The sequence below is a fragment of the Brevundimonas vancanneytii genome (assembly GCF_901421975.1).
Lineage (GTDB): Bacteria > Pseudomonadota > Alphaproteobacteria > Caulobacterales > Caulobacteraceae > Brevundimonas > Brevundimonas diminuta.
On the sequence record NZ_LR588407.1, the window covers coordinates 1,404,579 to 1,430,950 of the forward strand.

Annotated in this window: 26 protein-coding genes, 2 tRNA genes, 1 other RNA gene and 4 pseudogenes; 15 read left to right on the forward strand and 18 right to left on the reverse strand. The window is 66.7% G+C overall.

All coding sequences use genetic code 11. From position 1 onward, the window contains the following. Positions 1-135: 135 nt before the first annotated feature. Positions 136-210, reverse strand: a tRNA-Asn gene (locus tag FGL25_RS06930). 111 nt (positions 211-321) lie between these two features. Here FGL25_RS06930 and FGL25_RS06935 point away from each other — a divergent pair. Then, positions 322-1,131, forward strand: a complete 810-nt coding sequence (locus FGL25_RS06935; protein ID WP_138141333.1) for a TrmH family RNA methyltransferase — start codon at positions 322-324, stop codon at positions 1,129-1,131. 54 nt (positions 1,132-1,185) lie between these two features. On the opposite strand, the gene FGL25_RS06940 is transcribed toward FGL25_RS06935, so the two are convergent. Then, positions 1,186-1,259 (reverse strand) — tRNA-Cys (locus FGL25_RS06940). Between the two features lie 131 nt (positions 1,260-1,390). Here FGL25_RS06940 and FGL25_RS06945 point away from each other — a divergent pair. The 3 genes from FGL25_RS06945 to FGL25_RS06955 all read left to right on the forward strand — a co-directional run bounded on the left by FGL25_RS06945 (position 1,391) and on the right by FGL25_RS06955 (position 4,464). Continuing rightward, positions 1,391-2,020 carry a protein-L-isoaspartate O-methyltransferase family protein gene (locus FGL25_RS06945; RefSeq protein ID WP_138141334.1) on the forward strand — a complete coding sequence of 210 codons (630 nt, stop codon included), beginning with the start codon at positions 1,391-1,393 and terminating at the stop codon, positions 2,018-2,020. A gap of 137 nt (positions 2,021-2,157) precedes the next feature. Beyond that, entirely contained in the window at positions 2,158-3,732 is a 1,575-nt protein-coding gene (locus FGL25_RS06950) for a TolC family outer membrane protein (RefSeq protein ID WP_003165133.1), read from the forward strand. A gap of 159 nt (positions 3,733-3,891) precedes the next feature. Continuing rightward, the gene (locus FGL25_RS06955; protein ID WP_003165132.1) at positions 3,892-4,464 is read left to right on the forward strand and encodes a DUF2497 domain-containing protein; all 573 of its coding nucleotides are present in this window, start codon (positions 3,892-3,894) and stop codon (positions 4,462-4,464) included. A gap of 35 nt (positions 4,465-4,499) precedes the next feature. On the opposite strand, the gene recG is transcribed toward FGL25_RS06955, so the two are convergent. Then, positions 4,500-6,590: an ATP-dependent DNA helicase RecG gene (gene recG, locus FGL25_RS06960; RefSeq protein ID WP_138141335.1), complete on the reverse strand. Its 2,091-nt coding sequence runs from the start codon at positions 6,588-6,590 to the stop codon at positions 4,500-4,502. 87 nt (positions 6,591-6,677) lie between these two features. On the opposite strand from recG, the gene FGL25_RS06965 reads away from it, so the two are divergent. Together FGL25_RS06965 and mfd are read left to right on the forward strand one after the other, a co-directional pair. Further along, positions 6,678-7,007, forward strand: a complete 330-nt coding sequence (locus FGL25_RS06965) for an FAD assembly factor SdhE (RefSeq protein WP_128116171.1) — start codon at positions 6,678-6,680, stop codon at positions 7,005-7,007. Further along, entirely contained in the window at positions 7,007-10,456 is a 3,450-nt protein-coding gene (mfd, locus tag FGL25_RS06970; protein ID WP_138141336.1) for a transcription-repair coupling factor, read from the forward strand. Before FGL25_RS06965 ends, mfd begins: the two co-directional genes overlap by 1 nt. A gap of 10 nt (positions 10,457-10,466) precedes the next feature. On the opposite strand, the gene FGL25_RS06975 is transcribed toward mfd, so the two are convergent. Then, complete coding sequence (locus FGL25_RS06975) at positions 10,467-12,743, reverse strand: fused MFS/spermidine synthase (protein ID WP_138141337.1); 2,277 nt, start codon at positions 12,741-12,743, stop codon at positions 10,467-10,469. 73 nt (positions 12,744-12,816) lie between these two features. Between FGL25_RS06975 and FGL25_RS06980 the strand changes: the two genes are divergently transcribed. Together FGL25_RS06980 and FGL25_RS06985 are read left to right on the forward strand one after the other, a co-directional pair. Further along, the gene (locus FGL25_RS06980) at positions 12,817-13,311 is read left to right on the forward strand and encodes a CinA family protein (RefSeq protein WP_197733811.1); all 495 of its coding nucleotides are present in this window, start codon (positions 12,817-12,819) and stop codon (positions 13,309-13,311) included. Next, positions 13,308-13,553 carry a sulfurtransferase TusA family protein gene (locus FGL25_RS06985; RefSeq protein ID WP_003165127.1) on the forward strand — a complete coding sequence of 82 codons (246 nt, stop codon included), beginning with the start codon at positions 13,308-13,310 and terminating at the stop codon, positions 13,551-13,553. Before FGL25_RS06980 ends, FGL25_RS06985 begins: the two co-directional genes overlap by 4 nt. Here the strand turns inward: FGL25_RS06985 and FGL25_RS06990 are convergent. Continuing rightward, positions 13,519-14,448 carry a YihY/virulence factor BrkB family protein gene (locus FGL25_RS06990; protein WP_252970069.1) on the reverse strand — a complete coding sequence of 310 codons (930 nt, stop codon included), beginning with the start codon at positions 14,446-14,448 and terminating at the stop codon, positions 13,519-13,521. The two genes, FGL25_RS06985 and FGL25_RS06990, sit on opposite strands and share 35 nt — an antisense overlap. Before the next feature lie 177 nt (positions 14,449-14,625). Here FGL25_RS06990 and FGL25_RS18105 point away from each other — a divergent pair. Continuing rightward, positions 14,626-15,926 (forward strand): annotated as a pseudogene (locus FGL25_RS18105) (diguanylate cyclase domain-containing protein). Positions 15,927-16,070: 144 nt separating this feature from the next. Here FGL25_RS18105 and FGL25_RS17980 read toward each other — a convergent pair. The 3 genes and pseudogenes from FGL25_RS17980 to FGL25_RS07010 all read right to left on the reverse strand — a co-directional run. Continuing rightward, positions 16,071-16,118 (reverse strand): annotated as a pseudogene (locus FGL25_RS17980) (DUF4169 family protein); the annotation flags it as partial. Then, positions 16,118-16,360: a hypothetical protein gene (locus tag FGL25_RS07005; protein ID WP_138141339.1), complete on the reverse strand. Its 243-nt coding sequence runs from the start codon at positions 16,358-16,360 to the stop codon at positions 16,118-16,120. The gene FGL25_RS07005 and the pseudogene FGL25_RS17980, both read right to left, overlap by 1 nt. 19 nt (positions 16,361-16,379) lie before the next feature. Beyond that, on the reverse strand, positions 16,380-16,712 hold the full coding sequence (locus tag FGL25_RS07010; protein ID WP_138141340.1) for a glutathione S-transferase N-terminal domain-containing protein: 333 nt from the start codon (positions 16,710-16,712) through the stop codon (positions 16,380-16,382). An 85-nt stretch (positions 16,713-16,797) separates the two neighbouring features. On the opposite strand from FGL25_RS07010, the gene FGL25_RS07015 reads away from it, so the two are divergent. Together FGL25_RS07015 and FGL25_RS07020 are read left to right on the forward strand one after the other, a co-directional pair. Beyond that, on the forward strand, positions 16,798-17,031 hold the full coding sequence (locus FGL25_RS07015) for a DUF2171 domain-containing protein (protein WP_003165122.1): 234 nt from the start codon (positions 16,798-16,800) through the stop codon (positions 17,029-17,031). A gap of 96 nt (positions 17,032-17,127) precedes the next feature. Further along, positions 17,128-17,521, forward strand: a pseudogene (locus tag FGL25_RS07020) (YccF domain-containing protein). Between the two features lie 6 nt (positions 17,522-17,527). Here FGL25_RS07020 and FGL25_RS07025 read toward each other — a convergent pair. Continuing rightward, on the reverse strand, positions 17,528-17,812 hold the full coding sequence (locus FGL25_RS07025; protein ID WP_138141341.1) for a hypothetical protein: 285 nt from the start codon (positions 17,810-17,812) through the stop codon (positions 17,528-17,530). Positions 17,813-17,817: 5 nt separating this feature from the next. Then, complete coding sequence (fumC, locus tag FGL25_RS07030) at positions 17,818-19,209, reverse strand: class II fumarate hydratase (RefSeq protein WP_128720120.1); 1,392 nt, start codon at positions 19,207-19,209, stop codon at positions 17,818-17,820. Positions 19,210-19,314: 105 nt separating this feature from the next. Here fumC and FGL25_RS07035 point away from each other — a divergent pair, with 105 nt between their 5' ends. Next, positions 19,315-19,665: a RusA family crossover junction endodeoxyribonuclease gene (locus FGL25_RS07035; RefSeq protein ID WP_125900891.1), complete on the forward strand. Its 351-nt coding sequence runs from the start codon at positions 19,315-19,317 to the stop codon at positions 19,663-19,665. 61 nt (positions 19,666-19,726) lie between these two features. Here FGL25_RS07035 and FGL25_RS07040 read toward each other — a convergent pair whose 3' ends face one another. The 4 genes and pseudogenes from FGL25_RS07040 to miaA all read right to left on the reverse strand — a co-directional run bounded on the left by FGL25_RS07040 (position 19,727) and on the right by miaA (position 22,200). After that, positions 19,727-20,218: a hypothetical protein gene (locus FGL25_RS07040; RefSeq protein WP_128720119.1), complete on the reverse strand. Its 492-nt coding sequence runs from the start codon at positions 20,216-20,218 to the stop codon at positions 19,727-19,729. A gap of 88 nt (positions 20,219-20,306) precedes the next feature. After that, a pseudogene (locus tag FGL25_RS07045) lies at positions 20,307-20,803 on the reverse strand (SspB family protein). A gap of 133 nt (positions 20,804-20,936) precedes the next feature. Next, positions 20,937-21,305: a transfer-messenger RNA gene (ssrA, locus tag FGL25_RS07050) on the reverse strand. Between the two features lie 13 nt (positions 21,306-21,318). Beyond that, positions 21,319-22,200, reverse strand: coding sequence for a tRNA (adenosine(37)-N6)-dimethylallyltransferase MiaA (gene miaA / locus FGL25_RS07055; protein ID WP_128720118.1), 882 nt, complete (start codon positions 22,198-22,200; stop codon positions 21,319-21,321). Between the two features lie 86 nt (positions 22,201-22,286). Here miaA and FGL25_RS07060 point away from each other — a divergent pair, with 86 nt between their 5' ends. Beyond that, complete coding sequence (locus FGL25_RS07060) at positions 22,287-23,354, forward strand: Mrp/NBP35 family ATP-binding protein (RefSeq protein ID WP_003165115.1); 1,068 nt, start codon at positions 22,287-22,289, stop codon at positions 23,352-23,354. Between the two features lie 11 nt (positions 23,355-23,365). After that, the gene (locus tag FGL25_RS07065) at positions 23,366-23,788 is read left to right on the forward strand and encodes a universal stress protein (RefSeq protein WP_138141342.1); all 423 of its coding nucleotides are present in this window, start codon (positions 23,366-23,368) and stop codon (positions 23,786-23,788) included. A gap of 2 nt (positions 23,789-23,790) precedes the next feature. On the opposite strand, the gene FGL25_RS07070 is transcribed toward FGL25_RS07065, so the two are convergent. Beyond that, on the reverse strand, positions 23,791-24,111 hold the full coding sequence (locus tag FGL25_RS07070) for a YbjQ family protein (protein ID WP_138141343.1): 321 nt from the start codon (positions 24,109-24,111) through the stop codon (positions 23,791-23,793). Between the two features lie 15 nt (positions 24,112-24,126). Then, entirely contained in the window at positions 24,127-24,654 is a 528-nt protein-coding gene (locus FGL25_RS07075) for a dihydrofolate reductase (RefSeq protein WP_138141344.1), read from the reverse strand. Positions 24,655-24,708: 54 nt separating this feature from the next. Here FGL25_RS07075 and FGL25_RS07080 point away from each other — a divergent pair, with 54 nt between their 5' ends. Continuing rightward, a complete protein-coding gene (locus FGL25_RS07080) occupies positions 24,709-25,308 on the forward strand; it encodes a hypothetical protein (RefSeq protein WP_046652927.1) in 600 nt (199 codons plus the stop codon). Here the strand turns inward: FGL25_RS07080 and FGL25_RS07085 are convergent, their stop codons facing one another. Both FGL25_RS07085 and FGL25_RS07090 read right to left on the reverse strand, forming a co-directional pair. Next, the gene (locus FGL25_RS07085) at positions 25,309-25,980 is read right to left on the reverse strand and encodes an aquaporin (RefSeq protein ID WP_046652926.1); all 672 of its coding nucleotides are present in this window, start codon (positions 25,978-25,980) and stop codon (positions 25,309-25,311) included. 91 nt (positions 25,981-26,071) lie between these two features. Further along, positions 26,072-26,371 (reverse strand): phosphoribosyl-ATP pyrophosphohydrolase, encoded by a 300-nt coding sequence (locus FGL25_RS07090; RefSeq protein ID WP_003165109.1) that lies wholly within the window; start codon positions 26,369-26,371, stop codon positions 26,072-26,074. Between the last annotated feature and the right edge of the window lies 1 nt (position 26,372).

Below are 26,372 nucleotides of genomic sequence, written 5' to 3' on the forward strand. Positions count from 1 at the left end.
GCGTAACAACCTGAAAGCGGTTCAAAGCTATGTGGGCGAACCTGGGTGCAGGAACGTCCGTCGTAGCGATGGGATGGGAAGCCCTGCGCACTCAGAAACCAAGCCTAGCGGTCTTCTGGGCTTAAGACCCCCGAGTGGCTCCGCGGGTAGGATTCGAACCTACGACCAGCCGATTAACAGTCGGCTGCTCTACCACTGAGCTACCGCGGAACATCCCCTCGGGGGAGGCCGGCGTATAGCAGCGCCTTTTCGATTCACGCAACTGGTAAAAGACAGAAATCGCCAAATTTTTTCGCAAAGCCCTGCGCTACAAGGCTCCGCATGACTCCAATCCATGTGAACGACCCTGATGATCCGCGCATCGCCGCCTTTCGCGATGTGAAGGAGCGCGATCTGACCGGGCGGCACGGTCTGTTCATCGCTGAGGGCGAGGTGGTGTTGCGCGTGCTGGCGTCCGAGGCGTCGCGCTGCACGCCCGTATCCATTCTGATCGCCGAGAAGCGCCTGGAGAAGCTGCGGGAGGTGCTGGAGCGTCTGCCGGGCGACGTGCCGGTTCATGTGGCGTCGCAGGCGGTCCTGAACGCCGTGGCGGGGTTTGATCTGCATCGAGGCGTCCTCGCCCTGGGACGCAAGCCTGAGCTCGTCGAACCGGACGTTCTGCTGGACAACCTGCCGGAGCGGGCCGTGGCGGTCGTGGCGTGTGGAATCGGCAATCACGACAACATGGGCGGGCTGTTCCGCAACGCCGCCGCCTTTGGGGCCGGAGCGGTGCTGCTGGATCGGACCTGCTGCGATCCTTTCTATCGCAAGGCGATCCGGGTCTCGGTCGGCGCCGTGCTGCGGACGCCGATGGCGACGGGGCTGGAGGCCGAAGCCATGATCGACCTGTTGCAGGGCAGGGGGTTCGAGGTGCTGGCCCTGACGCCCTCTGCGGAACAGACGCTGGCGGAGCTGAAGCCGGGCAGGCGCACGGCCCTTCTGTTGGGCAGCGAAGGGCCGGGGCTGCCGCGCGACATCATCGCGCGCTGTCGCCCGGTCGGCATCCGGATGGCGGGGGGATTCGATTCGCTGAACGTGGCTGCGACCAGCGCTGTCGCTCTGCATCATCTGACGACTGCGGGAGCGGATTAGGTCCGAAAACAAGAAAGCCGCCCCGAAGAGCGGCTTTCTCGATGTTCATCGCGATGGAGGCCTGACCGGGAATCGAACCCGGGTGCAAGGATTTGCAGTCCTCTGCGTCACCACTCCGCCATCAGGCCGTGACCCCGTATCGGTGGGGCCCCGCCATCGCGAGGGCCGTCAGCTATCAGATCGGATTGTCCGCTGCAACGCACGGACCTATAAGCGCGTCACATTTCTTCGCCTGAGCCGACCTGAAGGACTTCGGATTATGGATTTCGCCGCCGCCCGCAAGGTGATGCTGGACTCGCAGGTCCGCGTGAACGACGTCACCGACCGCCAACTGCACGCCGCCATCGGCGCTGTGAAGCGCGAGCGATTCTGCGCCGCCGACCGCGCCTTCTCGGCCTATGCCGACGTCGAGCCGGAAATCGCGAGCGACCGTCGTCTGATGTTGCCGCGCGATGTGGCCAAGCTGTTGCAGGGGCTGGACGCCCGCACCGGTGAAAAGGCCCTGGCGATCGCCGCGCCGTACGCCGCCGCCGTTCTGGCGCACATGGGCCTGTCGGTGACGGCTCAGGAATCCGACGCGGCCGTGTTCGATGTGGTCGGCGCCGCCTTGGCCGAGGCTGGGGTCGAGACCGTGGTTGCGCCTCTGAGCCAGCCGCAGGGTGAGGGCTATGACCTGATCGTCAGCGAGGGCGCCGTGATCGAGCGTCCCGAATCCTGGATCGCGGCCCTGCGTCCCGGCGGTCGTCTGGCTGTGGTGGAGCGCGACGGCGCCAGCGGCGCGGCTGTGCTCTATGTGCGCGGTCGTGAAGGCGTTTCGCGGCGCGAGCTGTTCGACGCTGCGCCTGAGTTGCTGGCGGAAATGGTCCCGGCGCCCGCGTTTGCGCTCTAAGGCCATTCGTGGCGACGGAAGGGGCGTCGCGCTGCGTGAAAAAAACTTAACTGGCGTCGGGCGGGCCTAGCCTCCAACTACGCGGATACAAGGCACTACAGGCGCGCCGGATGGGGGCGTCAGGCAGGGACAGGTTCATGTTGAAACGCTCGCGCGCGCTCGCTTCGGTCGCACTGGTCGCATTGACGATGGGGGCGACGCCGGTCTTCGCCGAGTCGTTGCAGGAGGCCATCGGTCTGGCCTATCGCACCAACCCGACCTTGCTGGCGCAGCGGGCGAATCAACGGGCTCTGGATGAGAGCATCGTCCAGGCGCGCGCCGGCCTGCGGCCGACCATCAACGCTTCGGCGGGTGTCGATTACAGCCGCACCCGCACCGATCGTGTGACGACGACGATCCCTGGTCAGACCTTCCCGATCGACACCAACGGCGACGGCGTGCCTGACGCCACCGGCACGCTGCCGGGCAGCAGCAGCACCAGCGGCGGGACGATCGAAAGCGACGGCGCCAGCGCCAGCGTCAGTCTGACGCAGAACATCTGGACGGCCGGACGCGTGTCGCACGGCATTTCTGCGGCCGAAGCCAATGTCCTGGCTGGCCGTGAGAATCTACGTCAGGTCGAGCAGCAGGTCATGGTGACGGTCATTCAGGCCTATGCCGATGTCACCCGCGATCTGGAGATTTTGCGCATCCGCCAGGAGAACCTGAAGGTGTTGCGTCGCCAACTGGATGAATCGAACGCTCGATTCGAGGTCGGCGAAATCACCCGCACTGACGTCGCGCAGTCCGAAGCTCGTCTGGCGCAGTCGGAATCCGATCTGGCCAGCGCTCAGGCGCAACTGTCGGTGTCGCGCGCGGCCTACGCCGCCGTCGTGGGACAGGCGCCGTCCAACCTGCAGACGCTGCCGACGCTGCCGGGCCTGCCGACCGATTTCGACGCAGCAATGGACGTCGGCCTGGCCGAAAACCCCGGCGTGCTCGCCGCCGTTCACGCTCAGCGCGCGGCCGAGGCCAATGTGGCGGCGGCGCGGGCGGAGTATCTGCCTTCGGCGCGCCTGAACGCCTCCTATGGCGGGACGGCCAATGATCTTTCGGGCTTGGACCTGGGCGATCGCACCAGCTTTACGGCCGGCGCAACCGTCTCCGTGCCCTTGTTCACCGGGGGGCTGAACCGTTCGCGCGTCGCCCAGGCCCTGGAGCGCGCCAACGCCGCCCAGATTAACGTCGAGGGTGAACGGCGCACGGTTCTGCAATCGGTCAGTTCGGCGTATGCCCAGAGCGCTTCGGCGCGTTCCAGCGTTCAGGCTGGCGAACAGGCGGTGCGTGCCGCTTCGGTGGCGGCCGAGGGCGTGCGCCAGGAGGCTCAGGTCGGCCTGCGCACCACCCTGGACGTGCTGAACCAGGAGCTTGAACTGCGCAGCGCGGAAGTCGCCCTGACCAGCGCCCGTCGCAATGAGTATGTCGCCCAGGCCCAGCTTCTGGCGGCCATGGGCCGTCTGGGCGGTCCCAACCTGGATCCGACGATTGAGGCCTATGATCCGTCCGACAACTATCGTGCGGTACGCAATCGCGGCGCCCTGCCTTGGGACGGCGTGATCGAGGCCATCGACCGCGTCGCCGCCCCGGCGACGACACCCGCCGTCGATGTGGAAGATGCGCCCGTTGATCGGCAGTTGAAGGGCGAAGTCGTTCGCACTGCTCCCCAGGGCTGAAGGCTGATCGACAAAACGTCCGTTGATTCCGACGGGCGTTGATGCGACGACAGGATTCAAGGGGGAGGCGAGTCTGACGGCTCGGTCCCCATCGTCGCCTGCCTAGTCCGCATCGGTTGGCGAGTGTCCCCGTTCGAGCGCCCAGGTTGAGGTTCCGACATGACCGAACAAGCCGCCCAGGAACCGACGATGGAAGAGATTCTGGCGTCGATCCGCCGGATCATCTCTGAAGACGACGCTCCGGCCGAAACCGCCCCTGTGGCGGAAGCGGCTCCCGAACCCGCGCCGGAACCAGAACCCGTCGTCGCCGCGCCCGAGCCCGCGCCGATCGAAGACGAGGTGCTGGAACTAACCGAGCCCTATGAGGCGCCGGCAACCGAAGCCATCGGCGATCTGGACGTGGCGGACGCTGCGCCGTTCCCGACCGAACCCGCGCCGGCGGCGCCGCAACCCGCGGCCGTTGCGGCGGAGGCCGAAACCCTGGTCGGCGAAACCGCCGCAGCCAGCGCGGCCTCGGCCTTCGCCGGTCTGGCCGCTAGCTTCCAGAAGCCGGAACCTGCGCCGGTCGCTTCAGCCGCCGACATGAACTTCATGAGCGGCAATACGGTCGAGGCCATGGTCCGCGAGATGCTGCGTCCGATGCTGAAGGATTGGCTGGACGCCAATCTGCCGACCATCGTCGAGGCTCAGGTCCGCAAGGAAGTCGAACGCATCGCCCGTAACGCAGGCTGATCGCTTCAAAACCTCGCTGAGTTTTACGACGCCCCTCAGTCCGCTGAGGGGCGTTCGTTTTTCCAGTCGAACAGGGCCTCCAGCAGACGCACGGCCTGACCGCGCTCGCTGGTCAGATTAGGGTCGCGGCCCAGCAGCAGACGCGCATCGTCCGCCGCCGCCAGAAGCAGCGACCGATGCCGGATCGGATCGGCGAAGCGATAGGCCGGGAATCCGCTTTGTTTCAGGCCCAGCGGGTCGCCGCCGCCGCGCAGACGGAAGTCTTCTTCCGCGATGACGAAGCCGTCCTCGGTGCGGCGCAGGGTCTCCAGCCGCTCCTTCGCCGTCTCGCCCAGGGCGCCGTCCTCGCCGCCGTACAGCAGGATGCAGGCACTGGCCTTGGCCCCGCGCCCCACGCGCCCGCGAAGCTGATGAAGCTGCGCCAGACCGAAGCGGTCGGCATGCTCGATCACCATGATGGAGGCGTTGGGCACGTCGACGCCGACCTCGACCACGGTCGTTGCGACCAGGACGGGCAGGCGGCCGTCCGCGAACTCGGCCATCACCGCTTCGCGCTCGGCGCCCGGCATCTGGCCGTGGGCCAGACCGACCTCGGTCCCCAGAAGTTTACGCAGGTCTTCCGCCCGATCCTCGGCGGCGGCTAGGTCAATGGCTTCGGATTCCGCCACCAGAGGACAGATCCAATAGGCCTGGGCGCCCGCCTGAACCGCCGCCTTCAGCCGTTTCGCCACCTCGCCGATGCGCGCCAGCGGCAGGACGGCCGTGGTGACGGGCGTGCGGCCCGGCGGCTTCTCCATCAGGCGGCTGACTTCCAGCTCGCCATATTGGGTCAGTTCCAGCGTGCGCGGAATCGGTGTGGCTGACATGGTTAGCAGGTGGACGCCGCCCAGAGCCGGATCGCCCTTGCCCTGCAACCGCTGGCGCTCGCGCACGCCGAAACGGTGCTGTTCGTCGATGACGGCCAGCGCCAGCCGGTAAAACTGCACCGCGTCCTGGAACAGGGCGTGGGTGCCGATGGCGACCTGGGCCTCGCCCGAGGCCAGGGCCGCCAGCTTGCCGCGTCGCTCGGCCGGGGTGTCGCGTCCGGTCAGAAGCAGGCTGCGGACGCCGGCCTGGTTCAGCAAAGGCGACAGCTTGTCGTAGTGCTGGCGCGCCAGGATTTCGGTCGGCGCCATCAGGGCGGCCTGAAACCCATTGGACGCTGCATCGGCGAGGGCCAGGGCCGCGACGGCGGTCTTGCCCGACCCGACGTCGCCTTGCAGCAGCCGCCCCATCTGCTCGCCGGAGCTCAAGTCGGCGCGGATTTCTGCGACGGCCTGCTCCTGCGCGCCGGTCAGAGTGAAGGGTAGGGCGGCCAGCAACAGGGCGGACGCCTCGCCCGGGATGATGCGGGCGGCGGGCGTGATCTGGCGAGCGCGGCGGCGACGGGCCAAGGCCAGCTGGTGCGCGAACAGTTCGTCATAGGCCAGACGCTGGCGCACGGGCGTATCCGGCGTCAGATCGGCCTCGTTCGTCGGGGCGTGCAGGGCCTCCAGCGCCGCGCGCCAGCCGACCCAGCGCCGCGCCGCCAGCCAGTTCGGCTCCTGCCATTCCGGCAGTTCGGGGGCGAGCGCCAGCGCGCCCTGCGCCAGCTTGCGGATCTGCCGCGAGGTTAGTCCCTGCGTCGCCGGATAGACGGGTTCGGACAGCGGAATCTCATCCGCTTTCTCGACCGGCATGATGTAGTCGGGGTGGGCGATCTGGACTTCGCTGTTGAAGCGCTCGACCTTGCCGGTCACCAGCCGCCGCGCCCCGCGCGGGGCGAGGCTCTCGATATGGCGAGGCGATCCGGCGAACCAGATCAGGTGGATGAAGCCGGTGTCGTCGATGGCGCGCACCTTGATCGGCGCGCCGTGCTTGTGCGGCGGAATCAGGCGGTCGATCGTCACCTCGAAGACGCCGATCTCGCCGTCGACGGCCTCCATCGCCGTGGTGCGGCGGCGCTGGATCACGCCGCTGGGCGACAGAAACAGCACGTCGCGCACGAGCGGACCCGCCACCTTCTGCACCAGAGGCGCGCTGCGCGGCCCCACGCCTTTCAGCGTGGAGACGTCGGCGAACAGGGGAAAGAGAATCTCGGGCCTCATCATTGGACAGCATAGCTGGCGAAGCGGCGTCTGGAACGCTATCTGATCGGCCTCTTACCGAAGTGAACGGACAGGCAAGGAAACCGCGTGGCCGATATCGACGCACGTCCCGAGGACGCCCTGAACTCTGACGACCGCAAGACGCGCCTGGGCCGCATCGCCTTCCGCGCCTGGCGCCGGGGCTTCCGCGAGGCGGACATGGTGCTGGGGCCCTTCGCCGATCAGATCGCGCCGACGCTGGAAGACGACGAACTGACCGAGTTCGAGCGCCTGCTGGATGAAGAGGACCAGTACCTCTACGCCTGGATCATCGAGCGCGAACCGACCCCGCCCGAGTTCGAAGGGCCGATGATGGCCCGCATTCGCGCCTTCATGCGGGCCCATGTCGCCGCCGAAGTGGCCAAGGGCATCGGTTGATGGACGCGGCGCTGGCGCGGACTGACGCAGAACTGGGCGGCGCGCCGGAAGGGCTGGACGCCCTGATCGTCGCCGAGCGGATCAAGGCCCAGGGCGGGACCGCTTTGTTTATCGCGCGCGATTATCAGCGCACAGGAAATTTCATCCAGGCATTCCGCTTCTTCGCCAAGGATATTGAAGTTCTTGAATATCCTTCGTGGGATTGCCTGCCTTACGACCGGCTCAGTCCGACGGCCTCGGTCGCCGCCCAGCGCATGGCGACTCTGACCCGGTTGGCGACCCGCGATCCGTCAGACCGGACCCCGCTGCTGGTGGTCGCCACGGTTGCGGCCGCCGCCCAGCGCACGCCGCCTCGCAGCGCCGTGACCGGCGCGGGTTTCGCGGCCAAGGTCGGCGCAGATCTCGATACGGCCGCCCTCGAGCGCTACGTTGCGGCCAACGGCTATGTACGCGCTTCCACCGTGTCGGAGCGCGGCGAATACGCCATTCGCGGCGGGGTGATCGATGTCTTCCCGCCGGGATTCGAGGAGCCGGTGCGCCTCGACATGTTCGGGTCTGAGCTGGAATCGATCCGCGCCTTCGACCCCGAGACCCAGCGTTCGACGCGCCAGTTGAAGGCCGTCTCTCTATCGCCCGTGTCCGAAGTGCTGATGGATGCAGATTCGATCTCGCGCTTCCGCAGCGGGTATCTGAACCTGTTCGGCGCGCCGGGCGATGAGCCGATGTACGCCGCCGTCAGCGAGGGCGCGCGCCGTCAGGGCGTCGAGCACTGGCTGCCGCTGTTCTACGACCGGCTGGATACGCTGTTCGACTATCTGCCGGATGCGGCGCCGGTCTTTCTCGACAGCCAGACGGAGCAGGCGCGTGCGGAGCGCTGGAACCTGACCGTCGACGCCTATGAGGCGCGCAAGGAAGCTGCGCGCGGCAAGGGCGGAGCGGCCTATCGCGCGCTGCCGCCCGCGCGGCTCTATCTGGATGACGGCGACTGGAACAGCGCCCTGGCCGGCCGCGCCGTGCGCCGCCTGTCGCCCCTGGTTGCCGGTTCCAGCGAAGACGCAGGCGGTCGACTAGGCCGCAGCTTCGCCGCCGAGCGGTCGCAGGATAGCGTCAACCTGTTCGCCGCCGTCGCTCAGCACGCCGAGGCGCTGAAGGGGCAGGGCAAGCGCGTCCTGTTCGCTTCATGGTCCGAAGGCTCGGCCGAACGCCTAACCGCCATGCTGGGCGATCACGGCCTGACGCACGTCGTGGCGGTGCGCGACTGGGATGATGTGCAGGGCGCGCCGGACGGCATCTATCTGCGCGCGGTGCTGCCGGTCGAGCATGGCTTCGTCACTGACGATCTGGCCGTCATCTCCGAGACCGACATTCTGGGCGACCGCCTAGCACGGCCTAAGCGCAAGCGGCGGGCGTCCAACTTCCTGGCCGAGGCTTCGGCCCTGACGGCGGGCGATCTGGTGGTTCACCTGGATCACGGCATCGGCCGCTATGAGGGCCTGCGGACGCTGGAGATCCAGGAGGCGCCGCACGACTGCCTCGAACTCCTCTATGCGGGTGAGAGCAAGCTCTACCTGCCGGTTGAAAACATTGACCTTCTGACCCGCTACGGCACGGACGCCGAAGGGGTTCAGCTGGACCGTCTGGGCGGCGCGGGCTGGCAGGCGCGCAAGGCCAAGGCCAAAGAGCGCCTGCGCGCCATGGCTGAGGGGCTTATCGCCCTGGCCGCCAAGCGGGCGCTGCGCGTGTCCGACGCCATCACGCCGCCCGCCGGCCTGTTCGACGAGTTCTGCGCCCGCTTCCCGTATGAGGAGACGGACGACCAGTTGAACGCCATCGGCGACGTGCTGGAAGATCTGGGCAAGGGCACGCCGATGGATCGCCTGATCTGCGGCGATGTCGGCTTCGGCAAGACCGAAGTGGCCCTGCGCGCCGCCTTCGTGGTGGCCATGACCGGCCAACAGGTCGCCATCGTCTGCCCGACGACCCTGCTGGCGCGTCAGCACTTCAAGACCTTCAGCGAACGCTTCGCCGGCTGGCCGATCAAGGTGCGCCACCTGTCGCGTATGGTCACGGCCAAGGACGCGAACGAGACTCGCGCGGGCCTGAAGGACGGCAGTTTCGAGATCGTCGTCGGCACCCACGCGGTTCTGGCCGATCAGGTCGGCTTCAAGGATCTGGGCCTCGTCATCGTCGACGAGGAGCAGCACTTCGGCGTCAAGCACAAGGAGAAGCTGAAGTCCCTGCGGGCCGATGTTCACCTGCTGACCCTGACAGCCACGCCGATCCCGCGCACGCTGCAGATGGCGCTGTCGGGCATCCGCGAGATGTCGATCATCGCCACCCCGCCGGTCGATCGTCTGGCTGTGCGGACCTATGTCACGCCGTGGGATCCGGTGCTGGTGCGCGAGGCCCTGCTGCGCGAGAAGTATCGCGGCGGTCAGGCCTATTACGTCGCGCCGCGCCTGAAGGATCTGCCCGACATCGAGCGGTTCCTGCGCGAACAGGTGCCCGAGGTGAAGTTCGTCGTCGGCCACGGCCAGATGAGCCCGACCCAACTGGAAGCGGTCATGAGCGCCTTCTATGATGGCGAATATGACGTGCTGGTCTCGACCACCATCGTCGAGAGCGGCATCGACATTCCGACAGCCAATACGCTTGTCGTGCATCGCGCGGACATGTTCGGACTGGCCCAACTTCACCAGATCAGGGGCCGGATCGGCCGGTCCAAGGCGCGGGCCTTCGCCTATCTGACGACCGACCCGACCAAGCCGCTGAGCCTGTCGGCTGAGCGGCGTCTGCAGGTGCTGCAGTCGCTGGACAATCTGGGCGCGGGTTTCCAACTGGCCAGCCACGATCTGGACCAGCGCGGCGGAGGCAACCTGCTGGGCGACGAACAGTCGGGCCATATCCGCGAGGTCGGCGTCGAACTGTATCAGCAGATGCTGGAAGACGCCGTCGCCGAACTGCGCGAGCAGGGCGAGGCGGCGCCGGATCGCGGCTGGTCGCCTTCGATCAATGTCGGCGCGGCCGTATTGATTCCAGAGGATTACGTCCCGGACCTGAACGTCCGCCTGAGCCTGTATCGCCGCCTGTCCGACGCCGAGAAGATGGAGGACCGCGAGGCCATGGCCGCCGAACTGATCGACCGGTTCGGCCCGCTGCCGGACGAGGCGCAGCAGCTTCTGCGGATCGTGGGGATCAAGGCCAACTGCCGCACGGCCATGATCGAGAAGATCGACATCGGGCCCAAGGGCGCGGTGCTGACTCTGCGCAACAACACCTTCCCCAACCCGATGGGACTGGTGGGTCTGATCCAGAAGAACCATGCCTTCTGGAAGATCCGTCCGGATCAGAAGATCGTGGTGAAGGGCGATTGGCCCACGCCGGAGGATCGACTGAAGGTCGCCGAGCGCATCACCGCCGATCTGGCGCGGGTGGCGGGGGCGGCATAGCCCCCGCGCCTCAGCCGACGCGGGCCTTCATGCTGCGTATCAGGGCGTCGAACAGGTTGACGTAGTCGTCTGTCCACGGCCGCACCTTGGTCGGCTCCAGCTTGCGCCAGCGGCCGTCGGCCTTGAAGTCAGCCAGCCCCTCGGCGGTCGGCGAGATGACCAGGGCCTCGGTCGAGGCTTCGGCCATCAGGGCGGCCTCTGGGTTCTCGATATAGACTTGGTGCAGTTCGGCCGCGCCCAGTTCGCGTGCGGCGGCGACGGCGGGCAGGGTGATCTCCAGATTGCGGTTGGACAGGTGCAGCACAACGACGCCTGTGGGCTTCAGCAGCTTCAGATAGCCTTCGATCGCTTCGCGGGTCAGCAGATGGGTCGGCACGGCGTCGGACGAGAAGGCGTCGATGACAAGGAGGTCATACGTGCCGCGAGGCTCCTTGTTCAGCGTCAGCCGCGCATCGCCCAGCACCGTGCGGATCGGTCCGTCAGCGCAGTCCGAGATGAAAGTGAACCAGTTCGGATCGCGCGAAATGCGGTCGACCATGGGGTCGATCTCGAAGAAGGACATCTGATCCGTGGCGCGCTTATAGGCGGCCATGGCGCCGGAGCCCTGGCCCACCACGCCGATGACGGCGGCCGGGCTGCGGGCCTGGATCAGTTCGGCCGCCTGGCCCAGGGGCGTGGTGCGGGCGTAGTACATGGTCGGGGCGCAGGCGAAGTCCGGATGGCGGGCCTGGGCGCCGTGCAGGGTGGTGCCGTGCATCAACACATGGATGTCGCCGCCCAGCTTGGGGTCTGGCGTCACCGCCACGCGCATGACGCCGAAGAAACTGCGCTCGGACAGGCTCCAGTCATAGCCGCGGCCGATGTAGTGGGCGGACAGGGTCATGGCCGCGACGACAGCCGTGAACATGAGCACTCGATCCCGAACCACGAAGGCGAGAATGGCGGCGACGCCCAGAATGATCTGCGCCGTCGTGGTCAGGCCGAAATCGCTGAAGGCCGTTCTCAGAGACGGGTTGTAGCGCAGCATCTCGAACAGCAGGGGGACGAAGACGGCGGTCGCCAAACCGGCGGCCATCAGCCAGATTTCATGCTTGGCGGGGCGATCGCCTAGCCAGGGACGGGCCAGGCAGACCAGCACCATGACCAGCGGATATTCCAGCACCGTCTCGAACACGACTGGCGCGATCAGGGCGGTGAAGGCGCCGCCCAACACGCCGCCCAGCGACAGCAACAGGTAGAATTCCGTCAAGCGGTCCGGCGCTGGACGTCGCGCCGCCATCTGCTGGTGGCACATCAGCGCGGTGAAGAAGAAGCCTAGAAGGTGAAGGCCCAGCAGCGCCAGCCACTGGCCGGTCGCCATCCCGACCAGGGCGGCGATCAGCACCGTGAGGAAGGCCTGCAGCATCAGGGTGATGTGCAGGGGAATCCACGGCTTCGCCTGGAAGGCGATGACGAAGGTCAGCAGATAGAGGGCTAGGGGCGCGACCCAGAGGAAGGGAGCGGAGGCCACGTCCGTTGAAAGGTGAGCGGTGACGCCCAGCATCAGGCTGGATGGAGCGGCCGCGAGCAGGACCAGCACCACCTTCCGGCGCCAGGGAATGGGCGGGCTGCGTTCAGCGGCCTTCTGGGGCTGAGTGATGCTCGCCGCGCGCGGCATGAGGATCGCAAGGCCCACCAGCATGATGGCGAAGACGCCATAGCCCACGGTCCAGCCCCATCTCTGTCCTGACAGGGAGGCCAGTGGCTCGATCAGGGCGGGATAGGCCAACAGGGCCAGGAAGCTTCCCAGATTGGAGGCGGCGTACAGGACATAGGGGTTGGCGCCGTCGGGTCGTCCTGCACGGACGCGCGCATACCAGGCCTGCAACAGGGGCGCCGTGGCTGACAGAACGGCGAACGGGGCGCCGACCGACAGCGCCAGCGCGCCGAGCAGCCAGCCGATCGGGGCAGCCGGATCTGGATCGCCAAGGGTCTGGGTGATGCTGAGGGGCAGGAAGAGGGCCGCGACCGCCAACAGCACCAGGTGGATCACCGCCTGCGCCCGTATCGACGGGATGCGTTGCAGCAGGTGGGCGTAGAGATAGCCCGCCAGCAGGGCCGCCTGGAAGAAGACCATGGCGGTGTTCCACACCGACGGCGACCCGCCCAGCAGCGGCAGCACCAGCTTGGTCGTCATCGGTTGAACGACGAATACCAGGCTGGCCGAGGTGAAGACGGCGACGGCGAAGGCCGCAGGTGTTATCGCATCGACCTTGCGATGCGCCGGCGTCAGAGTTTGATCGGTCATTCGCTGCTTTCGACGTCGGGCGGCTGATTCCGTCCGGTGAGGCTATGACGACTCGTGGACGGAGCGAATTCCTATGTTGCCGCAGGATATCGAGGCGATCGCCGAGGCCGTGGTTCGTCGGGCGGAGGCGAAGGGCCTGATGATCGCCACGGCTGAAAGCTGCACGGGCGGGCTGGTGTCGGGCGCGCTGACGGCGATTGCAGGTTCGTCCGCGGTGCTGGATCGCGGGTTCGTCACCTACAGCAACGAGGCCAAGGTCGAGATGCTGGGCGTGGACAGCGATCTGTTGGCGAGCTTCGGCGCCGTGTCCGAATCGACGGCCCGCGCCATGGCTGAAGGCGCCGTGGCGCGCTCGCGGGCCTCCATCGCCGTGTCTGTGACGGGCATCGCGGGCCCTGGGGGCGGTTCGTCGCAGAAGCCGGTAGGATTGGTGCATTTCGCTGCGCACGGCCCGAACGGCCGCACCGTGCATCTGGAAAAGCGCTTTGGCGACCTCGGACGCGATGCGATCCGGTTGGAAAGCGTGCGGACGGCTCTGGGGCTGCTGATGGACGCCGTGTCGGAATGAGCGAGGCCGTGATGACGGTGGACGCGCGCGGGCATAGATGCCCGGTGCCCAGCCTGCGTCTGCGCAAGGCGCTGGAGGGACGGGCGCCGGGCGTTCAGCTGACCTTGCTGGCCACGGACGCCATGGCGCGGATCGACGTGCCGTTCCTGATGCAGGAACTGGGCGGCCGCGTGGTTCAGATCGACGAGACGGACGGCGTCCTGAGCATCACTGTCGAGACTGGCGCCGCTCTGACAGATTGACGACGGTGTCGGGCAGGGCGGCTGGCTGGGGCGGAACCGCGCGGGTCTCCCATTCGATCTCCAGTTCCGTGGCGAAGGCCCCGCCGTAGAAGACGGCGTTGACGTTCCATGACAGCCAGATCAGCAGCACCACCACGGCGCCGACCGAGCCGTAGGTCGCGCCCAGGTGGACGATCTGCTCGACATAGATGGTGCACAGCCAGGAGAAGAAGGTGGACATGACCGTGGCCACCAGGCCGCCGATGATCGCCGCCTTCCAGGCGACGCGCTTGGCGTGGGCCATGGCGTAGCGGTAGAGCATGGTCAGCCCCAGCCACAGACCCAGGGCCGGCCACAGGCCGTCCAGCGGCAGGGCCAGCCAGCCGACGGGCTGATCGGCATAGGCGTGCTCCATCAGGCGTGACGTCACCACGGCGCCCGACACGATTGTGAACAGCACGAAGGCGGCCAGCGCGACCAGGAAGGCCAGCATATTGAACTTGAAGAAGCCGAGCGGGTTGGTCTCGTCGTGGATCAGGTTCAATCCGGCCAGCAGGGCCTTGAACCCACGGTGCGCCGCATAGGCGCCGATCACCAGGGCGATCGCGCTCTGGGCCGAGACGGTGCGCGCCGAGGCGTTCGCCAGACGGTCGATCTCGTTCAGGAACAGGGTGCGCGCGGCCGAAGGGATGACGTCCGCCAGGGCGGCGGCCTGTTCGCTGACCTGCCCGATGGTCAGAACGGCCTTGTAGAAGCCGATCAGGATGGCGATGGCCGGGAACAACGCCAGCAGGGCGAAGAAGGACACGCCGCCCGTATAGAGCATGACGTCGCGACCCCAACTGCGGCTGAAAGCCCGAGTCATCAGGCGCAGCCAGAGCCGGGGTTGGGCCGTGATCGGCTTGGAAAAGGTCAATCGGCAGTCTCGATCGTCAACGAAGGGGGCGGATTAACCCCATTCGCAGCAAGGTGAGAAGTCCCAATGTCGTCATCGGATGATCAGCCTTGCCCATTGCGGGCCTCGTCGGCGCCGGTATCATGGCGGTTCTGGAGCGGTCGCGGGGGCGAGCCGCCCAGGCCAAGGAGACAGTGTTTGGAATCTGATCCGCGCGTTCTGGTCGTCGCCGACGCTGACGATCAGCTTGGCTCGCTTTGCGAAGGACTGGACCGACTAGGATGGCGCACCGTGACGGCGCGCTCGTTGGATGCAGCGCTTCTGGCGGTATCGGACCTGCCTGTGGATGCGGCCGTGGTCGAGTTGAAGAGCCTGGCCGAAGGCGGGCTGGAGCGCCTGCGCAGCGCCGCCGCCCCGCGCTATCTGTCGATCCTGGGTCTGGGCGCTGCGTCAGATCCTGGAGGCGATGGATGCGATCTGGTTGTGTCGACCCATCCGCATCCTTTGCAGACGGCCTTCCGGTTGGAGCAGTTGACGCGCGCGGCGGTGGCCGAGGAAGAATTCAGGCTGCGTCGTGCGACGTTTGCAGGGCACGGCGTCGACCTGCCTGAGCCGACGATGGGCGACACGCCGTTGCAGGTTCTGACGGCGGGTGCGGCCGACCGCCGTTTCCTGGCCCTGTCCAACGCCCTTGCGGCGGCGGGCGCAGAGGCTGTGGCGGCGCCGACTCCCCTACACGGCCTTCGACTATCTGCATGAGCGAGCGTTCGACGCCGCCGTGCTGTGGGGCGATCGGGACCATGCGCCGGCCTTGTCGATCGCGGCGGGCATGCGTCGCAACACGCGCCTCTATCATATCCCCCTGACCCTCTATCTGCGCGAGAAGGTCGAGCCTGATCTGGCTGCCTTGTTTGAACGAGGCTTCGCAGACGTCGCCGCCGCAGAGACTTCAGAGGAGGAAGCGGCCGACCGGGTGCTGGCCCTGGCGCGCAATCATCGCCGTCGGCAGGGCTTGAGACGGGCTCTGGACGCCGTACGCGGTTGCGACCTGATGGACCCGGAGACCGGACTGTTCAGCCGCGACCTGTTCGCGGCGCATTTGGCGCGCATCGCCAAGGGCGCGCGTGAGCGGAACCCGGCGCCTGTCCGTGTGCGTCCTGCGCGTGCCGAATAGCGAAACCATGGCGGCGGTCCGTGCGGGCGGCTGGCTGGAGCGGGCCATGCCCCAGATCGGCGCCATGGTGTCGCGCCTGGTGCGGGTGGAGGACACGGCCGCCCGTCTGTCGTCGGAAACCTTCGCCCTGGCCTTGCCCGCGACGGATCACGCTGCGGCGCGGCTGACGGCGGAACGGATCGCGGCGGTGATCGCCTGCACCGCCTTCGACGCGGGGCCGAACCGCTCGCCCTTCGTGGTGGAGCTCGACGTCGGCGTCGCCGAGATGCAGCCGGATGAAACGCCGGCCGCCTTGCTGGAACGCGCTTCGGCCCAGGTGTCGTGACGGTCTAGGCGTCGGCGTTGTCGTCCAGTTTGTGACCGTCCAGACGCGTGGCGTCACGGTCGCGTTCAGTCCTGGCCGCATCACGTTCGGCGCGGGTGCGTCCAAGGTCAGGCGGTTGGCTTCGGCCGTCCGCTTGGCGGCGGCCTTGTCGCGGGCCTTTCGCGCCTTGTTCAGGTTGACGATCTCACCCATCAGATATGACCGTCCGGGCTGTCCTTGGCCCAGGCGCGCTTCAGCGCCGGGCGGGCGCCGATGCGCTGGACATAGGCGTCATAAGGCTCGCCCGCAGGCATGGCGGCGCGGAACCACTGCAGCAGGCTGCCGAACAGGATGTCGAGGGCTGAAAACTCTCCCAGGATGTAGTCGCCGCCCTGGATCGCCGTGCGCCAGCGCCGGTCCAGTTCGGCATAGGCGCCTTCTGCGTCTCGTTCCAACCGGCGGGCGGACTGGACGTCAGCACCGTCTCCAGCACATTGTTGTAGAGGCCCAGCCACGACAGATATTCCGCCCGGCGCGGATCGGGCCGGTCCCGGCGCCAGGCCTGCCTCGGGGTGGCGATCGGTCAGGAACAGGAAGAATCAGCACGGATTCGATCAGCACCTGGCCGTCGATCTCGAGCGCCGGGGCCTGCTTCAGCGGATGGGGGTTGGCCGGATCGGTTCGGCCCTGGCCCTCTCGCCGCAGAATGTCGACGTAGTGGATGCGATAATCGGCGCCCAGTTCCTCCAGCAGCCACAGAAGGCGGGTCGAGCGGGACTGCGGCGCGTGGTGAATGATCATCGACATTGTGAACTTCCTCGCCTGGCTTTGCGGTGAACCCTCTAGCGGCCAGGCCGTTCCGAGGCGGTCCCCATAGTAACGGAGAGCGTCAATGATAAACGCCTCGATGATCAAGGAACATCAGGAAGTCGTCGGTTCGGACGGCCGCCATGTCGGCCGCGTCGATCATGTGATGGGCGACCAGATCGAGTTGGCGAAGCTGGACCTCGGTTCAGGCTTCAAGCACCATATGATCCCTGTCAGTTGGGTCACGCACGTGGACGAGCACGTCCATCTAAACATGACCCAGGACGAAGCCAAGGCGCGCTGGACCGAGAAACACTAAGGCGTCGCCTTACCGCGATTTCATCCCGGGCCCCGCTGCAATCAGCGGGGCCTTTCGCCATATGAAGAGGGTGATTGACGCGAAGGAGCGACAGATTTGATCCGACTGATCCTGAACCTGCTGTGGTTCTTCCTGGGCGGGGTTCGCCTCAGGCTTGGCCTGGCTGTTCGGCGGGCTGTTGCTGGCCTTGACGGTCGTGGGCCTGCCGTGGGCGTTTTCGGCGTGGCGGATCGCCAGCTATTCCTTCTGGCCGTTCGGGCGCGAGATCGTCTGGCGCGATCCGAACCCGGCCGATCTGGGTGCAGGCTGCCTGGGCGTCGGGCTGAATGTGATCTGGCTGGTGCTGGCGGGCTGGTACATCGCCTTGGCGCATATTCTGATCGCCGTGCCGCAGTTCGTCAGCCTGATCGGCATTCCCTTCGCTCTGAAGAATGTCGAATTGGCCAAGCTGTCGGTCGCGCCCGTCGGGCGAACGATTCGGGGCAGATAATCACGGTTACTGGGTTAGCCAGACTTCTTTGACTTTACAGTTTCGAACGCCAATGGTGACATGAGCAGTGCCGCCAGGCTTCACTTCATTTGGCGCATAGAAAGCAATCACGACGTCTTGATGCTGCGCGGAAACCAATGGCCCGCGCGGCTGGAACCAAGGATATTTTGCCTTGATCGCTTTTTCAGCGATTTTATCATAATCGCAGCTTTCAAGTATTGGCCACGCCCTCTCACAACTGCTCAGGCCGAGTGCCGTGGCAATGACAAAAAGGGCGTGGCGCTTGTTCATGTTTTTTACTGCGGCGAGATCATCTTCTCGGGACGGACGTATTCGTCGAACTCGGCATCCGTCAGATAACCGCCGCCGACGGCTTCCTGGCGCAGGGTGGTGCCGTTCTTGTGCGCCGTCTTGGCGATCTTGGCGCAGGTGTCATAGCCCAGCTTGGCGTTCAGGGCCGTGACCAGCATCAGGCTGTTTTCCAGGCCGTGCTTGATGTTGTCCTCGCGCGGCTCGATGCCGACGACGCAGTTGTCAGTGAAGCTGATGGCCGCGTCGGCGACCAGGCGCACGGACTGCAGGAAGTTGTAGGCCATCACCGGGTTGTAGACGTTCAGCTCGAAGTGGCCCTGCGAACCGGCGAAGGAGATTGCGGCGTTGTTGCCGAACACCTGGGCGCAGACCTGGGTCAGGGCTTCGCTCTGGGTCGGGTTGACCTTGCCCGGCATGATGGACGAGCCCGGCTCGTTTTCCGGCAGCGACAGTTCGCCCAGACCCGCGCGCGGGCCCGAGCCCAGGAAGCGGATGTCGTTGGCGATCTTGAACAGCGAGGCGGCGACCGTGTTGATCGCGCCGTGGGTGAAGACCATGGCGTCGTGCGCGGCCAGGGCCTCGAACTTGTTCGGCGCCGTGGTGAAGGGCAGGCCGGTGATGCCCGCGATCTGGGCCGCGACCTTTTCAGCGAAGCCGATCGGAGCGTTCAGGCCGGTGCCGACGGCGGTGCCGCCCTGGGCCAGCTCCATCAGGCGCGGCAGGGTCAGTTCGATGCGCTCGATGCCCATGGCGACCTGATGGGCGTAGCCGCCGAACTCCTGGCCCAGCGTCAGCGGCGTGGCGTCCTGGGTGTGGGTGCGGCCGATCTTGATGATGTGGGCCCAGGCCTTGGCCTTGGCGTCCAGGGCGGCGTGCAGATGCTTCAGGGCGGGGATCAGGTCGTTGACCACCTGCTCGGCGCAGGCCACGTGCATGGCCGTCGGATAGGTGTCGTTCGACGACTGGCTCATGTTGACGTGGTCGTTGGGGTGGACCGGCTTCTTGGAGCCCATCTCGCCGCCCAGCATCTCGATGGCGCGGTTCGAGATCACCTCATTGGCGTTCATGTTCGACTGGGTGCCCGAACCTGTCTGCCAGACGACCAGGGGGAAGTGGTCGTTCAGCTTGCCTTCGATCACTTCATTGGCGGCGGCGATGATGGCGTCGGCCAGCTTGGGATCCAGCTTGCCCAGGTCGCGGTTGGTCTCGGCGGCGGCGCGCTTGACGATGCCCAGGGCGCGCACGACCGGCAGGGGCTGCTTTTCCCAGCCGATCTTGAAGTTGCCGAGCGAACGCTGGGCTTGGGCGCCCCAATAGCGATCGGCGGCGACCTCGATGGGGCCGAAGGTGTCGGTTTCGATACGAACGTTGCTCATGTGCGCGGGACTCGTCTCTCAGGCGTGGCGGGAAGATGCCGGGCGGTGTAGCACGCAGGCGCGGCGGGGCAAGGCGAGCCGCACTTCACGAAAGGCGGACGGCGCGTGGACGGCTGGATCGGAACCGGAAAGGTCAGGGCGCGCGAGCAGGGCGAGGCGGTCGAGATCGCCATCGACGGCCTGACCACCCAGGCCAAATACTACAAGCCGCTGGTCTATGAGTTCATGCGCAAGGAATGGACTTCGCGACCATCGTGGGGCGACTATGTCGTCGAGATCGTGATGGAGCACGTCGGCGACCCGCCATGGATGGACCTGGACAACCTGGCCAAGGCCCTTCTGGACGCCATCAAGGGCTATCTGTTCCACGACGACAGCCAGGTCGCCCGCCTGCTGGTCGAGCGCCGCGAAGGCGAGCGCGAGCGCATCACCATTCGAGTCTTTCCCCGCAAATAGAGCCACGAAAATAGGGGCCGCGCCGGGCGCGACCCCTATCTAAGGTCAGTCTAGAAGCGGTTCAGCCTGCCGCGTTCGAGATCAGCGTCTGTACGTCTTTCGGCTTGGCGATGTTCGAGCCGGCGGTCTTGTAGGTGGTCAGCTTGCCGCCTTCCCACAGGCCGACTTCCAGCGCCTTGGTCGCCGGGTCGATCAGCAGATAGGCCGCGTTGACGCCGCCCTCATGCTGCTTGTTGCCCGAAGTGAACAGGACGGCGCCGTCTTTTTGCAGCGGCGCTTGGGTCTGCATATTGGTCGTCAGGACGTCGAACTTGTCGCCCAGCAGCGTCTTCAAATCAGCCGTGATCGCGCTGTCTTCTAGAAGCTTGGTCTCGTTGGGATACTTGCCGATCTGGGTGTTCAGGGCGTTCCAGTCAGCAGCGGCGGTTTCAACGGTTGCGGGCGCGGCCTCGGTCGAGGCGGTCGGGGTTTCCGCCGGCGGCGTCGCTTCAGGCTGGCTGCAGGCGGCCAGCGTCAGGGAGACGGCGGCGGCGGACATGAGAGACAGACGCATGGAAGCGACCTCGCTTAGGTAAGGAAGGGGAGGTTACGGCAACGCTTATCTGCAGCCAAAGGTTGCGCGCCCTTTGGGCGCGAAGACGTTATTTCTTGCGGAACTGGTCCAGCGAAACGACCTTCGGGCCGTCGTCGTCCGAGGGTGGAGGCGGGGCGGCGTCCGGGTCGCGCGCCGGCGGCGACAGGGGCGCGATCTCGGCCTCGACGATTTCCGGCTCGTCGAACTGCAGCAGGAACTGCACGCTGGGGTCGTAGAAGCGGACCACGGCGCTGTAGGGCACGGTCAGCACCTTGGGCGCGCCGCCGAACTTCAGCATCACCGAAAACAGGTCAGGCTCTACCGCCAGATCCAATATTGGTGTTGCAGCACCACCGTCATCTCGTCCGGGTATTTGGCCAGGACGTCCGGCGGGACGCTGACGCCGGCGCCGCGGGTCTTGAAGGTGATGTAGAAGTGGTGGGCGCCGGGAATGCCCTCGGGCTCAGCCGCGCGCTCAAGCGCCAGGCGGATCACGCCGCGCAGGGCGTCCTGGGCGAGTTGCTCATAATGCATCTCGTCGACAGGGGGAGTTTGATCCGTCATCGGCGCCTCAAGAAAGGGGAACGCGCGACTGTTACCCGCCCAAGGCGAGCGACGGAAGACGCAGAGTCGCCTGCGGCAAAGGAATTTCGATGTCGGGACAAGCGCCGGGATTCTGTCGCCAGACTCCTAAGGAAGTGGGGGGCTTCTGTTGCCAGGCGCCCCCCGGGCCCCGCCTAAGGATCTGAACCCCTAGGACTTAAGTGTTCGAAATCAACCGAACCGCATTACGCGGCGAGGCGGACTTCTCCAGCGAAGTTATCGTTCGCAGTTAGATAAAGGCCCGATACGGTGGGCCAGGACGAGCGAAAGCAATCCTCTTTACACGTCCGTCGATGCTAGTCGGCCCCATGCTGCCTCCGCCGATAACGCGGGGAAGAAGTTGGTGGAGCCGCCGGGAATCGCACCCGGGTCCGGTCCGCTTATTACAGGCGCGTTTATCGCCATAGCTCGGGCGAACCCGAGCAGGATCAATATAGTATGGGCGACGCGGCCTTCCAAGGGGCTGGCGAAGAAGTTCAGGCGAAACCGGGGTGGCGGGGCCAATCCCTCTGCTGGTTGCGGAACCAGGTCAACTGACGCTTGGCGTAGTTGCGGGTGGACTGCTTCACGGCGTCGACGGCGTCGCCCAGCGACAGTTCGCCCCTTAGATGCGCCGCCAGTTCGCGCACGCCGACCGCCTTCATGGCGGGTAGGTCCGGGTCCAGATCGCGGGCGACGAGGGCGCGCACCTCGTTCAGCGCGCAGTGCGCCATCATCAGATCCACCCGAGCGTCACATGAGGCGTAAAGACGATCGCGCGACGGCTCCACGACGAGGGTATCGTAGCTGTCGGGAGGCAATAGCGGTCGGGTGTCGGCCTTCCAGGCGCTGAGCGCGCGGCCGCTGGCGCGATGCACGCTGAGGGCGCGAACCAGACGCTGCCGATCGCCGGGAAAGACGGCGGCTTCGGCGACGGGGTCGACTTCGGCCAGGCGGCGACGGAAGGCGGTTTCGCCTTCAGCGTCGAACTCGGCCTGAACGGCGTCGCGAGTTTCGACCGGTATGGGCGGAATATCGGCCAGCCCCTTCGTCAGGGCGTTGAAATAGAGGCCGGTGCCGCCGACCAGCAGGGCGGGGCGACCCTCAGACGCCAGTTCGGCCAGCAGGTCCATGACAGCCCGATTCCACCGACCGACTGACCAGGCGTCGGCGGCGTCAGCGACGCCGTAGAGGCGATGCGAGACCGCAGCTTCATCCTCAGCCGACGGGCGGGCGCTCAGCACGCGCAGGTCGGCGTACAGCTGTTGGCTGTCGGCGTTGATGATGACGGCATTCGTTTCGCGCGCGCGCTCCATCGCCAAGCGCGACTTGCCTGAGGCGGTGGGGCCGGCGATCAGGGTGACGAGGGGCTGGGACAAAGGATCAACTCGCGAACGGACGCTTAGGGCGATAGAACGCCCGTCACCGGCCCGGCAAGTCCGTCGAGCCACAAGGAGTCTCCATCGTGACCGACCGCGCCGCCGTTCTCGCCGCCCTCGACGCCGTGACCGACCCGAAGTCGGGCCAGGGGCTGGCGACGGCCGGGCTGGTGCAGGGGCTGGTTGTGGCCGACGGCCGCGCGGGCTTCGTCATGGAAGTTCCAGCCAAGGAAACGGCGCTGTACGCCCCCGTGCGCGACGCGGCCGAAACGGCGCTGAAGGCGATACCGGGCATGGAGCGCGTGTCGGTCGTCCTGACCGCCGAGGCTGTGGCCGCCGCGCCGCGCCGTACGGCGGGCCTGTCGAAGGCCGCGACCGATCAGGGGCGGCCCAAGGCGCCGGTCCCGACGGATCGCCCTGCCCATGTGAAGCGCGTCCTGGCCGTGGCCAGCGGCAAGGGCGGCGTTGGAAAGTCGACGGTTGCGGTCAACCTGGCGGCGGCGTTGGCGGCGCGCGGCCTGTCGGCCGGGGTGTTGGACGCCGATGTCTATGGCCCGTCCTTGCCGACCATGCTGGGCCTGTCGGGCCAGCCCGCCTATGAGGACGGGGCCATGGTCCCGCATACGGCGTACGGCTTGAAAGCCATGTCGGTCGGCCTGCTGACCAAGGCCGAGGACGCGATGATCTGGCGCGGGCCGATGGCGTCGCAGGCCATTACCCAGATGCTGACCCAGACGCGCTGGGGCACGGAAGAGCAGCCGCTGGACGTCCTGGTCATCGACCTGCCGCCGGGCACCGGCGACGTACAGCTGACCCTGATCCAGAAGACGCCGCTGGATGGGGCGGTGATCGTCTCGACGCCGCAGGAAGTGGCCCTGGCCGATGCGCGCCGGGCGCATACCCTGTTTGCAAAGGTCGGCGTGCCGACCCTGGGTCTGATCGAGAACATGAGCGGCGAAGTATTCGGGACCGGCGGCGCCGAGGCCGAGGCCGCGCGCCTGAATGCGCCCTATCTGGGCGATCTGCCGCTGGACGGGGCGATACGCCGCGCGGGCGATGCGGGGCGGCCATTGGTCGCCGCTGACCCGCAGCATCCGGCGTCCGGCCGTTTCCACCAGATCGCCGCGCAGGTCGCTGCGGCGCTGGGTCTCTGAAGGAGAGGGTGATGGCGGAACAGGAAACGTCCGTCGTCGTCTGCGGCATCGACGGCAGCGCGCACGCCGAAGCGGCCGTGCGTCTGGCGGCGCAACTGGCCAAGGCGAAGGGCGGGAAGCTGGCCTTGGTGGCGGTCAATCCGCTCAGTTCGGCCAGCGGCCACCCCGACATTCGCGCCTGGAAGGTCGAGGAGCAGGAGGCCATCCTAGCCCGCTCGACAGCCGAGGCCCGCCATCACTGCAAATCGGTCGAGGCGGTGACGATCGAGGGGCATGATGTCCCTGACGCCCTGATCGCCGCCGCCGCTCAACTGGGCGCGGACCACATCGTCGTGGGTACGGGCGACCGCAAGGGCCTGGTCAACTGGCTGATGGGTTCGACCGCCAAGGCCGTGGCCGCCCGCGCGCCGGTCAGCGTGACGATCGCCCGCTAGCGTCAGACGGGCTCGACCACCACGGCGGTGCCGTAAGCCAGAACCTCGGTCACGCCGGGCATGATTTCATTGGCGTCGTAGCGCATGGCCAGGATGGCGTTGGCGCCGATCTCCTGCGCGTGGGCGATTAGGTCGTCATAGGCTTCCTGCCGCGCCGCCTCGGCCAGTTTGACGTAGGCGCCGACCTTGCCGCCGATCATCGACTGCACCCCGCCGATGGCGTCGGAGATGACGTTGCGCGAACGCACGGTGATGCCGCGCACCACGCCCAGTTGGCGTACGACGCGATGACCGGCCAGGTCATGGGTGGTGGCGACGATCATTCGGCTCTCCTTGATTCAGCGACGATCCAGAACGGTGAAGGCGAAGGCGTGGTCGTCCTTCTCGCCCGCTTCGTGCGGTTCGAACGCCGTGCGGACGAAGGCGGTTTCGTCGAAGGACGGGAAGGCGGCGTCGCCTTCAGGCTCGGCCTCGACCTCGGTGATGTAAAGACGCTTGGCGCGAGGCAGGGCGGCGGCGAAGATCGCCGTGCCGCCGATAACGCAGACTTCGTCCACGCCGTCCTCCGTCGCCTGTTCGCGCGCGATGGACAGGGCCTCGTCCAGGGTGGCGCAGACCACGGCGCCCTTGGCCAGACCGGCCTCGGCGTAGGATTCATCCTTGGTCAGGACGATGTTCAGGCGACCGGGCAGGGGCTTCAGCGGCAGGCTCTCCCACGTCTTGCGGCCCATGATGCAGGGCTTGCCCACGGTCACGGCCTTGAAACGCTGCAGATCCGAGCGCAGCCGCCAGGGCAGATCGCCGTCGCGACCGATGACGCCGTTCCTGGCGCGGGCGACGACGAGGGCGATTGAGGGAACGGCCAAGCTGGTTTTCCGTTGAGGTTGGAACTTTGCTGTCAAATGCCCCCGGAGCCTCGTGTGAACAAGTACGCCAAGCCGCTGATCGTCGGATTCATTGTCCTGTTGATCGTTTCCTTCGGTATCGGTTTCCTGGGAGGAGCTGTCGGGGCGGATCTGGGCGTGCTGCCGATGATGGCCGGTCTCTTCGCTGGCGCGTTCACCGCCTACATCATGGCCAATCTGGCGGGAAACCGAGCCGGCGTCGCGGCGTCCGAAGCCGATCGCGCGGCGGCGGCCAGCCTGACGCCGCCTCACGGCAAAGCCCTGGTCATCGTCTATCGCGAAGGCTTTGTGGCCATGGCTGCGGGCATGAACCTGGCGCTGGATGGTCGTGAATTCGCCCAGATCAAGGGCGGCAAGTTCACCGCCCTGGCGGTCGATCCGGGCGAGCATGAGCTATCGGCCGGTTTCGGCGGCCTGGCCGGTCCTCAGAACAACGCTGCGGTCGTCAGTTTCGTCGCGCGCGACGGTCAGGCTTTCGCCTATCGGGCCACGGTGTCGATGGGCGCGGTCAAGAACAGCGTCGTGCTGGTGCCCGCGCCCGAAGACAAGGATGCGCTCAGCGCCAGGTTGGCGCGCATGCCGATGACGGCGCCGGACAGCGCCGCCTCGACCTGATCAGGCGTCCGGCTCTAGCAGTTTCGCACGGAACAGCAGGCCGCCGATCACCGCGCCGATCGCCGGGGCGACGAAGAAGACCCAGACCTGGCTTAGCGCCTGGCCCCCGACCAGCAGGGCCGGGCCGAAGCTGCGGGCCGGGTTGACCGACACGCCCGTCACCTGGATGCCGACGATGTGGATGACGGCCAGGGTGATGCCGATGGCGACCCCGGCGAAAGCGCCGTGCCCCTTGGCCCCTGTCACGCCCAGGATGGCGATCAGGAAGATGGCGGTCGCCACCACCTCGAAAACCAGGGCCGCGTGCAGGCCGTACCCGCCCGGCGATCCGGCGTCGAAGCCGTTCTGGCCCAGGCTGGCGAAGCCCGTCTTGGCGATCATGCCCAGGATGGCCGCGCCGATGATCGCGCCGATGAACTGGGCGATCCAGTAGACGACCATGTCCTTGGCGCTCATCCGTCCGGCGACGAAGGCGCCCAGGCTGACAGCCGGATTGACGTGGCAGCCCGACACCGGCCCGATGCCATAGGCCATGGCGACGATGGCGAAGCCGAAGGCCAGGGCGATGCCCAACTGCCCGACGTGATCGAACCCGCCCAGCACGGCGGCCCCGCATCCGAAAAGCACCAGAACCAGCGTGCCGACCAGTTCGGCGGCGAACTTCTTGACCATGGAACCCTCCCGTTTCCAGTCACCGCCTGGTGGCGGATCGTAAAGAGGGTGCGCTTAAAACGCCGAATTCGCCAGTCGCCGTTACGTGAGTTTACGTATCCGCCTTCAACCAGCGCAGCCATTTGCGCTGCATGGCGGCGTTCAGGTCGACGCCGGCGCGGTCGCAATAGATCAGCAGCATGCCCAGAACGTCGGCTGCTTCGTCGGCCAGGGCCTGAGCATCAGCGGCGCCGCGCGCTCGTTGGGTCAGGCGCAGATGCTCGGCGGTCAGTTCGCCCAGCTCTTCCTGCAACTTCAGCAGGGCCCAATCGCGATCGCGGTCGATGGAATGTTCGCGCGCATAGATGTCGGAGATGCGCAGGACATCCGCTTGGAGGTCGGTGAGTTTCATC